6 protein-coding genes are annotated in these 13,712 nt (G+C 34.9%); 5 read left to right on the top strand and 1 reads right to left on the bottom strand.

Features of this window, described 5'->3' with window-relative positions:
* The first annotated feature begins 241 nt into the window (after positions 1–241).
* The 5 genes from AACZ49_RS01505 to AACZ49_RS01485 are packed head-to-tail and all read left to right on the top strand — an operon-like array spanning position 242 to position 9,946.
* Complete coding sequence (locus AACZ49_RS01505; RefSeq protein ID WP_339650847.1) at positions 242–3,598, top strand: VCBS repeat-containing protein; 3,357 nt, start codon at positions 242–244, stop codon at positions 3,596–3,598.
* The gene (locus AACZ49_RS01500) at positions 3,588–6,839 is read left to right on the top strand and encodes a VCBS repeat-containing protein (RefSeq protein ID WP_339650845.1); all 3,252 of its coding nucleotides are present in this window, start codon (positions 3,588–3,590) and stop codon (positions 6,837–6,839) included. Before AACZ49_RS01505 ends, AACZ49_RS01500 begins: the two co-directional genes overlap by 11 nt.
* Before the next feature lie 4 nt (positions 6,840–6,843).
* A complete protein-coding gene (locus tag AACZ49_RS01495) occupies positions 6,844–8,190 on the top strand; it encodes a vanadium-dependent haloperoxidase (protein ID WP_091620708.1) in 1,347 nt (448 codons plus the stop codon).
* Positions 8,191–8,196: 6 nt separating this feature from the next.
* The gene (locus AACZ49_RS01490; protein ID WP_339650842.1) at positions 8,197–9,096 is read left to right on the top strand and encodes an AraC family transcriptional regulator; all 900 of its coding nucleotides are present in this window, start codon (positions 8,197–8,199) and stop codon (positions 9,094–9,096) included.
* The gene (locus AACZ49_RS01485; protein WP_339650840.1) at positions 9,089–9,946 is read left to right on the top strand and encodes a hypothetical protein; all 858 of its coding nucleotides are present in this window, start codon (positions 9,089–9,091) and stop codon (positions 9,944–9,946) included. Before AACZ49_RS01490 ends, AACZ49_RS01485 begins: the two co-directional genes overlap by 8 nt.
* A 9-nt stretch (positions 9,947–9,955) precedes the next feature.
* Here AACZ49_RS01485 and AACZ49_RS01480 read toward each other — a convergent pair whose 3' ends face one another.
* A complete protein-coding gene (locus AACZ49_RS01480) occupies positions 9,956–13,672 on the bottom strand; it encodes a metallophosphoesterase (protein ID WP_339650837.1) in 3,717 nt (1,238 codons plus the stop codon).
* Positions 13,673–13,712: the final 40 nt, after the last annotated feature.

Here is a 13,712-nt window from a genome sequence, read left to right as displayed (position 1 = left end):
AAAGCCTAGCAAATAGTAGGTATTTGGCTATCTTGCAATCTAATTTTTAAGATACTGTTTTAGGGGTGACTCATTCAATTTAGATAGTCTATAAAATTTTTAAGGAATCAAAGATATAGAGCAATTTTTGTAATGATTATCGAATTATCCTAAAAGCATGATTGCTCTAAATATTCTTTTGTCAATGTACCATTTCCTAATTCACGATGAAATCGAATTGTTATTTCAAAAATATTTAAGAATGAAATCGAATTTACTTAGGCTAGCCTATTTTAGCTTACTTTTTTCACTTTTGTACTCTTGTCACTCTAAAAAAGATTCTAGCGAATCAATTGAAAAGTCAGAACCAACTTTGTTTACCCTTTTACCTTCAGAAGAGACTGGTATTAACTTTATAAACAAGGTTCAAAATTCAAAAGAATTTAACATTTTCAAATACAGAAATTTTTATAATGGTGGTGGTGTTGCCATCGGCGATATTAACAATGATGGACTTTCTGATGTTTTTCTTACCGGAAATATGGAACCGAATAAATTGTATCTAAATAAAGGGGGTTTAAAATTTGAAGATATTTCTGAAGCTGCCGGAATTGCGGGAAACAAACCTTGGTCTACCGGTGTGGTTATGGCAGATATTAATAATGACGGGCTACTAGACATTTATGTAAGCAATGCTGGGAACATGGAAGGCAATAACCATGACAATGACCTTTTCATTAATAATGGAAATGGAACTTTTACCGAGCGTGCGCATGAATTTAATTTGGCGGAAACAGGTTTTTCTACACATGCCTCTTTCTTTGATTATGACAAGGATGGTGACTTAGATGCTTACATTCTAAACAACAGTAATATTCCCGTAAGTAGTCTTGGGTATGCTGAACAACGTGACGTTAGGGCTCAAGATTGGGAAGGTGTACCAAAAATTTTTAGAGGTGTTGGCGACATGTTATTAAGAAACGACAACGGTAAGTTCGTAGATGTAAGCGAAAAAGCAGGTATTTATGGGAGTCTAATTGGCTTTGGTCTCGGTGTTATGGTCATTGATATCAACAACGATTTATATCCAGATATTTACGTATCCAATGACTTTTATGAAAGGGATTATTTATATATCAATAACCAAGATGGTACTTTTAACGAGGAAATTCAAAAATGGACAAATCATCTTAGTTTGTCGGCTATGGGTGTTGATATGGCTGATATTAACAATGACGGCTTAACCGACATATTCATTACCGACATGCTTCCTGAACCTGACCAACGCGTAAAATCGGTTATGGAGTTCGAAGGCTACAATGTCTTCAAATTAAAGCAAAGTAAAGACTTTCACCAGCAGTATATTCAAAACACCTTACAACTAAATAACGGCAATGGTTCATTTTCTGAAATCGCATATTATAGCGGTGTTGAAGCAACCGATTGGAGTTGGTCTGGGTTGTTATTCGATATGGATAATGATGGCTTAAAAGATATTTATATTACAAACGGCATTAACCATGATTTAACCGATTTGGATTTTGTAGATTTCTTTGCCAATGAGATAATTCAGAAAATGGCTTTAACAGGAAGAAAGGAATCTATAGATTCTATCATCAATAAAATGCCTGTAACTCCTTTACCCAATTATGCTTATCGAAATAATGGAGATATCACTTTTAGCAACTATAATAAACAATGGGGTTTCGAAATTCCGAGTCGTTCTAATGGATCTGCCTATGGAGATTTAGATAATGACGGAGATTTAGATTTAGTGGTCAATAACGTAAACATGGAAACATTCGTTTACAGAAATAATTCGGAAACCGAATCTAGCAATAATTATATCAAATTAAAATTTGAAGGTTCTGATGGGAATAGATTTGGAATAGGTACCATAGCACGTTTATATTACACTAACAACATTATCGACCAAACTTTAATGCCTTCAAGAGGTTTTCAGTCTTCTGTAGATTACCCGATGACCATTGGTCTTGGTGCGACTACGACTTTAGATTCCGTTAGAATTATATGGCCAAACGATGCAACGGTAAAGCTTACAAATGTAAAAGCAAATCAATCGATAACCTTCGTTCAAAATGAAGCTGAAGAAATCTACAAGACTAAAAAAGAAAACAAACCCACTATCTTAAATCAAATAGAAAATAACACCTTGTTGACCCACAAGGAAAACAATTATATGGATTTTGATAATGAAGGATTAATTTCTAGATCATTAGCGGAAGAAGGACCGGGTTTAACTGTAGGCGATGTAAATGGTGATGGCAATGATGACATTTTTATTGGTGGCGGCAAAGAACAATCTGGCGCTTTGTATTTGCATTCTGGCGACGGCACGTTATCAAAACCTATAATAAAATATTTCGAAACAGAAGCTCCACTTGAAGATACCGCTGCATCATTTTTTGATTCGGATAATGATGGAGACTTAGATCTTATGGTAGGTACTGGCGGCAATGAAATAGGCATGCAAGGCACTTATGGCATTCGTCTATATCTTAATGACGGTAAAGGAAATTTTACTTTAAGCACCAATAAATTACCCACAACTAATAAAAATGTTGCCGTTATAGCCCCTTCAGATTTTGATGACGATGGCGACATCGATGTTTTTGTAGGTTCAAGAAGTGTAGTTGGCACTTATGGTATAAATCCTGACCATTTATTTCTACTTAATAACGGAGATGGCACCTTCACCAATGTTACTGAACGCTCAGCATACGACCTAAAGGATGCCGGAATGGTTACTGACGCCAAATGGCTAGATATGGATGGTGATGGCAAAAAAGATTTAGTCACGGTATCCGATTGGGGCAGCCCTAAAATCTATAAGAATTCTGGTAGAAGACTTAGCGACTCCAAGAGTTCTCTCGATAGCCTTAATGGTTGGTGGGGAGCTGTCGAAGGATACGATTTAGATAACGACGGTGATCAAGATTTAATACTAGGTAACATGGGAAGTAATCTACATTACAAACCTGCACCTGGCCAACCAATGAAAATGTGGGTAAATGATTTTGATAACGATGGTACTATAGAACAGATAACCACACAAAATTATAATAATGGTGATTATCCTTTACACCAAAAAAAGGAGTTGACCTCTCAAATATTGGCCTTAAAGAAAAAGAATATAAAGGCTTCAGAATATGCAAAAAAAACCATTGATGAACTCTTTCCTAAAAATATTATAGAAAATACAATACAAAAACAGGCTAGTATCTCAGAATCAGTAATTGCTATTAATGATGGCAATGGTAATTTTACTATTAAAATTTTACCACCGCAAGTTCAATTCTCTTGTATCTGCGGTATTCAATGTATAGATGTTAACAAAGATGGAAATCTTGACTTGGTAATGGCTGGCAATAATTTTGAATTTAAACCGCAATACTCAAGGTTAGATGCAAATTACGGAAATGTTTTACTTGGCGATGGCAAACTTGGGTTTGAATGGCAAAACTATTCATATAGTGGTTTCTTCATTCGAAACGAAGTAAAACACATCGAAGTAATTAAGGATAAAAAGGGAAATCAATTTATCATTGCAGCAATCAATAATGACACTCCAAAACTTTATCGATTAAATGAAAAATAACATTCTTATTCTTTGTTTATTGATCTTTGCAATTGGTTGCAAGGAAAATTCGGGCGAGCTTTTTATAAAACACTCCCCAAGTGATACTGGCATTAGCTTCGAAAATACCCTTACCGAATCTAAAGACCTTAGTATTTTAGACTACTTATACTTTTATAATGGTGGTGGCGTCGCCATTGGTGATATTAATAACGATAGCTTGCCAGACATTTACTTTTCAGGAAATCAAGTAAAAAACAAATTATACCTCAACAAAGGAAATCTCAAGTTTGAAGATATATCTATTAAAGCTGGTGTTGAAGGAAATAGCTCGTGGAACACAGGTACTATAATGGGTGACGTAAACGGAGATGGTCTTTTAGATATTTATGTTTGTGCCGTGGTAGGTCTAAACGGGTTTAATGGCCACAATGAACTTTTTATAAATCAAGGTAATGCCACTTTTAAAGAAAGTTCTGCCGAATACGGCTTAGATTATGAATCGTATAGTTCATCGGCAGCATTCTTAGATTATGATTTAGATGGTGATCTAGACATGTATTTACTTAATCATGCTGTACATACCCAAGACTCTTATGGCAACGCAGAAGTTCGCTTCAAAAGAAGCTATGAAACCGGCGACAAATTACTTCGTAATGATAATGGGCAATTTACCGATGTAAGTGAAGAAGCTGGCATCTATGGTGGCATCAATGGTTATGGTCTAGGTATTGCTGTTTCAGATTTTAACCAAGATGGATTTCCAGATTTATACATTGGCAATGATTTTCATGAAGATGATTATTATTATCTAAATAATGGCGATGGAACATTTAAAGAAAGTTTGAAACAATATTTCGGACATACCTCAAGATTTTCAATGGGTAGTGATGTGGCAGATATTAATCATGATGGTCTACCTGATTTAATTTCATTGGATATGTTGGCACAAGACGAAATGGTCTTAAAAACTTCTGAAGGTGATGATGATGTTCAAATTCAAAAATTAAAAACACAAACCTTTGGCTATCATAATCAGTATACCAGAAACATGCTATATGTAAACCAACCCAATGGCATGTTTTTAGAAACTGCTTTGCTTAGTGGCATAGCCGCTACAGATTGGAGTTGGAGCGCATTATTTGGCGATTACAATCAAGATGGCGAGCAGGATCTTTACATTAGCAACGGTATTCCAAAACGCCCGAACGATCTTGATTACATCAATTATGTATCGAACGATAATATCAAGCAAAAAATAAATAGTACAAATCTTGTAGACCAAAAGGCATTGGCCATGATGCCATCGGGCTTTGTAGGCAATAAAATTTTCAAAGGCACTAAGAATCTTAAGTTTATCGATGAGTCGAAAACTTGGATTGCTCAAGATACTGTAATCTCTGGCGCAACAGCCTATGGAGATTTAGATAATGACGGTGACTTAGATATCGTGACCAATAATCTATTTAGCCCAGCAATCATACAAGAGAATACCACTAATAGCACTCGTAATTGGTTAAAAATAAAACTGAACTTTAAAAAAGAAAATAAATTCGGAATCGGCACCAAAATTTTCTCCTTTGCGAATGGCATTCAACAGTTCAAAGAGATGTATACTGTACGTGGTTTTCAAGCTTCTTCAGAACCTATAATACATTTTGGTTACGGGGACCTTAATACCGTTGATTCCTTAAAAATAATTTGGCCAGACAAAAGCTTTCAAATACTTAAGAACATAACCACTAACCAAACTCTTTTTATTAAACCAGAGCTAGCAAAACCGTTTGACTATAATAGCTTACACCTAAAACAAAAGCCTCTTTTTGAAAAAGAACCAAATAATCTTGGAATAAATTATGAGCACATAGAAGATGCCTACAGCGATTATCTACGCCAAAAGCTTATACCTTATCAAATGTCAGACAGAGGACCTGCCGTTAGCGTTGGCGACTTAAATGAAGATGGTAAGGAAGATGTCTTTTTTGGAGGCTCTAAATACATTCCTTCTAAGATTTTTATTCAAGGTGATTCAAGTTTTCAATTAAAAATTTTTCCAGAAATTCAGAACGATAGTATAAAGGAAGATATCACATCGATTATTGGTGATTTTAATTCTGATGGCAAAAATGATTTGATAGTTGGCACGGGTGGCGCTGATTTTTTCAATGAAATGAAACCTTTAACCGACTCTTACTACTCAGCAAGCGAGAGCACTTTCATTAAAAAAGAATTTCCTGAATTATTTGAAAATGCATCTGTACTTCTCAAATTAGATTATGATCATGACAATGATTTAGATATATTAATTTGTAATCAATCTATTAGTGCAGATTATGGCAATAAACCAAACAGCTATTTATTAGAAAATAAAAACGGAGACTTTACCATAGCGAACAATCCCTTTGAAAACTTGGGAATGATTACAGATGCAGTTGTTACAGATTTTAATAATGATGGCTGGGAAGACCTTTTATTTGTGGGTGAATGGATGTCTCCACTATTTTTTCAGAACAACAAGGGTGTATTTACTGAAGTACATCTGTTAGAAAATGATAAGGCAAACGGATTATGGCAAGCTGTTACCAGTTTCGATATCGATGCTGATGGTGACCAGGATTATTTGTTAGGTAACTGGGGATTGAATACGAAATTTTCAGCATCTTCAGAACATCCTATGAAAATGTATTATGGTGACCTTGATAAAAATGGAGCTACCGAAACCATCGTCAGCACATATAAAGATGGTAAAAATTATCCGATTGACGGACTAAGAGAGCTATCGAGTCAGTTGGTTTCACTTCGTAAAAAATTCACTAATTACACTTCTTTTGCCGGAAAATCAATGGAAGAAATTTTAGGTGAAGATGTGTTACCTAATGCAGAAATTCAAGAAGTACATACCTTAAGTTCTGGATATTTGAGAAATGATAATGGTAAATTTTCCTTTATTCCTTTTAATTTCGAATTGCAGTTAGCTCCTATTATGTCCTTTTTAGAATTTGATTTTGATGGTGATACTAAAACTGAAGTTTTAGCCGTTGGAAACTATTTTGGAGTAAAACCTTACCACGGTCGTTTTGATTCTTTCCCTGGAGCTTTGATAAATGATGTCAACAATATTACCTTAGCCAATCGAATTGGTCTTGACCTTATGGGTAAATCAATCAGAAATATTAATATTATACAATCAAACAACAATAATTACTTACTGCTAACATTCAACAATGAAGCGGCACAAGTATATAAAATACTAAAACAATAGACGTATGAAAAGGTATATTACATTATTAATGGCCGGCCTTATTCTTGCGAGTTGCGCTAAGAAAGAAGAGCCTATTATAATATCTCCGGAAGAATTGCACAACTCTATCGATAAGATAGTAGAAATAATGATTCATGATATTTTCTCGCCTCCTGTGGCTAGTAGAATATTCGCTTACCCCAATATTGCTGCCTATGAAATAATAGCACAGGTGAACCCTGATTATCAAACGTTATCCGGTCAAATTACAGACTTGAAACCGATTCCTAAAATGGATTCTATCTCAGGAATAAACCCTCAACTGTCGGCGTTAATTGCACATATGAATATAAGTCGTCAATTGATTTTCTCAGAAGATAAATTCGATGTTTTGCAAGACAGTTTATTCAATGTATGGAAAACTAAAAATGAAACTGAATTCGAAGCTTCTAAAGCTTATGGATTAAAAGTCGCAGAACATATTAAAGGATGGATGAGCAAGGATAATTATAGCCAAACCCGTACCATGCCAAAGTTTACGGTAAACACGGATGAAGCTTCTAGATGGCAACCCACACCACCAGCATACATGGATGGTATTGAACCACATTGGAGCAAAATTCGACCATTTGTATTAGATTCTGCCTCACAATTTAAACCTGTACCTCCGCCACCTTTTTCATTAGAAAAAGATTCAGACTTCTATAAAGAACTGCTAGAGGTTTATAATATTAGCAACAAAATTACGGCGATTGGAGATGCGTCTGATGAAGTGGCCATTGCCAAATTTTGGGATTGCAACCCGTATGTATCTGTTACTCGGGGACACTTAATGTTCGCTACCAAAAAAATAACTCCTGGTGCGCATTGGATTGGTATTACCAAAATTGCCTGTAGAAGTACAGACAGCAATTTCGACGATACCGTTTTTGCATATACCAAAACGTCATTGGCAATCGCAGATGCATTTATTAGTTGCTGGGATGAAAAGTATAGAAGTAATTTAATTAGACCTGAAACTTTAATAAATCAACATATTGACGAAAATTGGAAGCCTATTCTTCAAACACCACCATTTCCTGAATACACTAGTGGACATAGCGTAGTATCAGGAGCCGCTGCTACTGCCCTAACCAGTATTTTTGGTGAAAATTTTAGTTTTATTGATGATACAGAAACACCATACGGCCTGCCCATTAGAAAGTATACTTCATTTAATACAGCAGCAGATGAAGCAGCCATTAGCAGAATGTACGGTGGTATTCACTATAGAGCAGCAGTTGAAGTTGGGGTTGGTCAAGGGAGGCAAATAGGCGCTCTATTGAACTCTAAAATTAAAATGAAGAACAACTCCAATATCGCACAGAATTAAATAAATATGAGAAAAGGTTATACCATTGCAATAGCTATTATTTCAATTGGATTACTCTGGTATTTTTTCATTAAGCCACAAGACTATCAGGTTAGAGTAACCGCTAAATCGAATACAGGCGTAATTAACCAAGCACTAAAAGCATGGAGCAAAACATTACCCAAAGCTTCTCTAAGACAAGTCAATGACATGAATCATTTAGAGCAAATAATTTCTTTTGGTGATTCGACCCATATTTATGAATGGAATATTAATTATGTAACAGATTCTACATCGCATATAGTGGTAGATATAAAAGATGCGGACCATAGCTTAAAAAACAAGTTATACATTCCTTTTACTGATACCGATTTCGAAATAAAATCTAGAAAAACAGTTACTGAATTTATAGAAAATTTAAATGAACATCTTAAAGAATTCAAGGTTACATTTATTGGGGAAGAGGCGCTGCCTTCTACCTATTGTGCATGTGTAGAGCATAAAACCATTCAAAATAAAAAGGCATTTGCAATGATGGAAAGCTATCCTTTTCTTAATTCGGTCATTGGCAATAATGGAATTGAATTTAACGGTATTCCCTTTATAGAAACTACCGATTGGAATATGCAAAACGATAGTATTGTTTTTAACTTTTGTTATCCAATAATTAAAAAAGATACTTTACCGACCATAAAAGATCTTGTTTATAAGGAATTTATAGGAACGAATTCATTAAAAGCTGTATACAATGGTAATTACATGACTTCAGATAGAGCGTGGTATACTTTGCTAGATTATGCTGAAAAGAATGGCATTGAAGTAGACCAAAAACCTATTGAATTCTTTTTTAACAATCCGAATATGGGAGGAGATGCCTTACGATGGAAAGCTGAAATATATATGCCATTATTAGATTCAGATGAATAGACTAGTATTAATCACATTTACCATATTTTCTACACTTACATCGTGCTCCAATTATGGGCAATTAAAAGTAATAACAGACTTACCAGGGAGCTTAAAGGAAAACTCTGGCTTGGTTACTTATGGTGATTCTACAGTTTGGGCGGTTGAGGATAACGGCAATAAGGATGAAATCTATCAGGTAAATTTTAAGGGTGACATCATAAAAACCCTAGAAGTGAAAAATGGAGATAATGATGATTGGGAAGATATGGCGATGGACCAGGCAGGCAACCTCTACATTGCCGACATAGGCAACAATGCTAATGCTCGTAAAAATTTGGTCATTTATAAATTACCAAACCCATCTATTGAACCTGGCGATAAAATAGATGCTGAACAAATTGAATTTAACTATCCGGATCAAAAAGAATTTCCACCTAAAGAAGACAGACTTTTATATGATGCCGAAGCACTATTTCATCATGAAAATTCACTTTACATAATTACGAAAAACAGGTCTAAACCATTTAAAGGAGAGGCTCATATTTATTCTGTTCCAGATACTGCCGGTAAATATGAAGCTACTTTTGTTGGGTCATTTATACCTTGTACAGATTGGAAAATATGTCAAATTACCTCAATTGATATTTCACCCAAAGGAGATAAAATAGTAGCTCTTAGTTATGGTAAACTTTTTGTGTTTACTGAATTTACGTGGAATGATTTCTCTAAAGGCAAACTTCAGGAAATTGATTTAGGCGCCAGAACGCAGTTAGAATCTGTATGTTTTCTAAATGACAACACACTACTCATTTCCGATGAACGCTCACATGGTACTGGTGGCAATCTATACTCCTATTCTTTAAAGTGATTTTCGCTTTTAGAAACCGAAACCTAACCCAAAGGTAAATCTAGGGCCATCTTCACTTGCAAATAGGGCTGTATTGATAGATATAATATCAGAGGCATTCAAAAAGAATCCGCCACCGTATGACGTATGCCATCTTTCAGAACTCAACCCAGGATACCAAACTCTACCATAATCAAACCCTCCAAATAGCCCCATGGCCATTGGTAGTAATCTTGTCCGCTTTTTATTTAGGCTAAATCTGATATCCGTATTTTGATAGTATGATGTTTTACCAGTAAATCGTTGATTTCTAAAACCTCGCAAACCATCTAAGCCACCGATACTTGCTGCTTGGTAAAACTCATAACCATTACCCATATTAAAATGGGCTTTCCATTTAGTAGCCAAAACTAAGCGGCCACTTGGAATCAATTTATAATCGAAACTTATTGAAGGTATAACATATCCATAATTACCTCCATCTGTAGAAATATTGTCTTTAAAACCAACTTGTAAAGAGCTTGCCATACCTAATGTAGGAAAAGCTTCATTATCTCTGTTTTCATATGAATATCCTGCATGAGCACCAATAAAATCGCTATTGGTCTCTTCCCCATTTTGTTGGTAAAATGTATTTATAAATCTATCATCTGTTTCTTCAACACTAATATCTTGATATGATAGACCAACCTTTACTTTTGCCCCTAATTCCCCTCTCCAAACCAAAGAAGGTGAAAATTCAATTTGCCTAAGTTTTACTCGATTGTAATCAAGTTCTAGGTCATCATCTAAATTTATTGTGTTATTCCCATATCCGAAAAAATTCACGGCAAAATTAGGACTAGTAAATCGAGCGGATATTTCGCCGTTCCAATTTTCAAACAAATGTGCAAACTCACCTTGGTATTTAAAATCAAAACCACTGGTAGCAAAATAATATGATGCCCCAATAGTATGCTGTTGGGTGAATGGATTCTGTCTAAATCCATTATAGGTATATGTATTCATAAATCCAATACGTATGCCATCATCAGGATTAAAGCCAACAGTAGGGATAATTTGATTAAAACTATTTCTTAATTTAAGAGGTTGATACGTGTTTAGTTCATAATCATCGGACAATTTAACTTTTGCCCCTCCTCTTTCTTCAAAGGTATTTTTTTTGCTTTTGTAATCATATAGCGCAATATTCTTTCCATTTTCAACTCTATAGATATCATTATTTTGGCCTCCTATTATCCTAACTTTTACCCCATTATAATTTAAAGGATTGTTAACTTCAAAAATATCATCATCATCCAAACCAAATACCCATATTTCTTTGGTATCCTCTTTTGTAAATACTTTGTAAAAGAATAACTTATCCTTTTTACCATCTATATTTCTATATACTTTTACTTCTGTTTCTTTGTCATCAAATCTGTTTATTTCAAACCAATCGTCCTTATCGGTACCTGCGACAACCGCATACTTATTCAATATTTTATAATACTCTTCAGCCGTCTCTTGAATATGACTTAAACGTGCTAACAAAATATTTTTTATCTCTACGACTGTTTCATCGCGAACCTCTTCAGGAAAGGCTTTAAATGCCCTATCAATGGTATTCACAGTCAAATTTTCTTGTAAATACTTTGCTTGAGCTAACCATTGGCTTTTTTCAGTTTCACCTAATAGGGTCAAATCTAAAACATAAGTCATCGGTGAAGAATTGAAACCTTTTACGCTTCTAATCTCTTCATTAAAACCTTCCATAAGTCTTAATCCAGGTATAATACGTGTTGCAATGTTCATTAATGCTCCATCTCCCATTTTAGAATATACTTGGTCGCGATCTCTAGGTATTGGTCTATAAACTATTTTACCTTTTTCCTTATCTTTAAATTCTGCCCATCTCCATTGGTCTACGTGCCTATCCCAATCTCCCAAAACCATATCAAACAGTCTAGATCTTAGATATAAATCTTTATCGACTTCATACTTTTCATCATCACGTAAATCTTCAAGCATACCATCGGTGCTTTTTAATTCGTTCGTGTAACCAAAACTCGCCAAATCGCCATGACCATCACCGGTATGTTCTTCTATCATATACAACTCATCACCAAAAGAATCATTGTACTGCTTTAACGCAGGTTGTTTTGGCACATAATAAAGTACAGGGTTAGTATGGTATATACCGACTGCATCTGAGAGCACACCAGTAGTAAACGGTCCATATGGGTGAGATCCTGTGTAAAAATCTTGAAGCAATTCTTGGGTATAGGTTTCCTTTAAATCGTCCAAAACATATTGATCTTGAAAGGCCATAGACTGCAAATAAAGCTCAGCGCTCTTTTTCAAAGCCCTCATTACATATTCTCTACCATCTTCACCTTGAAGGCGTAATGATTTAGACTGATGGCCTCCGCCTTTTTTTACAGGAACTAAACCGCCCATCAATGTATCAAGATTTACGGTTGGCACCTTCACCTCTGTACCATAATATTTACGATAACGTTCTCCCCAAACTCCTTTAAAGAAACCACTTTTATCAATTTCTTTTTTAGTATAGACCGATGCCTTTACAGAATCTGGAAAGTTAGTTGTAAGATTACCTATATATTCATTTAGAGTAGGTGGCAATACTACGTTAGTAAATAAAAACTCTTCTTTTTTATCTTCGCCAACACCATAAAATCGAACTCTAGAAGAACCATCAGTATAAACTTCTAAAGCAGCAAATCCCATTTTACCTGTATTAAATTGAGATCCATTCACTAACTTAGTAGTACCCTCTTTTGATCCAGACCCACTAACAATCTGCGGCGTATTATTTTCAACTATATATTGTAATGTATGCTCATGACCCGATACAAATATTACCCGTTCAGAAAATTGAGCCAATGTAGTCACCCTGTTCATTAGCTCTCTATATCTCTTATTATTTAAATCTTCTATTGATGCACCAGATGTATTTCTTAAAACATTAATGAATGTACCCAAAACCGGAATTGGGAATGGTAATTCTTTGGGGTAAAATTGTTTTCTTAAGGAATATTGACCACCATGTGGACCATAACTGCTTGAAGGATGATGCATGGCAATAACTGTAGTTCTATCTCGGTAATCCTTTATGGCGTCTTCAAGTTCTAATAAGAACTTTTCCCTGCTTTTTATATCGCACTTGTCATTCATATCGGGCCTTTTATCCCAATTGGTAAGGTACCACTCCGTATCTATGGTTATTATCGCTATATCTTCACCAATTTCAACAACATCAAGAGGGCAACCGTTTTCTGGCAAAAAAGGATTCTCGTGTTTTAAGGCCTTTTTAATATAATCTTCTTCACGCTCAAGACCTACTAATCCTTCTGTATACCAATCATGATTACCTGGAATAAAAAGTGGTCTTCCTTTAAAATCGTCAAGTGTTTTCAACTGTGCATCTAAATGATTTTTTGCAGTCAAATAGGCCACTGTTGAATCTTTTGGGTCTGGCAAACCTGCTGGATATATATTGTCACCCAAAAAAATAGCGGTACTATTCTTATCTGCCTTATCTAATTTATCTTTAAAAATCTTAAGTGCAGGGTTCATACTTCCCATAGGTGATAAACCAGCATCACCTATTAAATAGAATGTATGTGAAATCTCTTTTAACTCTTTAACATCTACAGCATATTTCTCATCTACATACTTAGTGCTATATGTAGCGCAACTAGTAATGAATAATAAAATTAACAGATAGGAATAATATTTTTTCATAGCAATGTAACCCTATTTATATTTTCGTAATTTGTGTAAT

Source organism: uncultured Maribacter sp. (genome assembly GCF_963975365.1).
In the GTDB taxonomy this organism is placed as follows: Bacteria; Bacteroidota; Bacteroidia; order Flavobacteriales; family Flavobacteriaceae; genus Maribacter.
The sequence above is the reverse complement of the archived record's forward strand: the minus strand, read 5'-3'. Positions and strand labels throughout refer to the sequence as shown.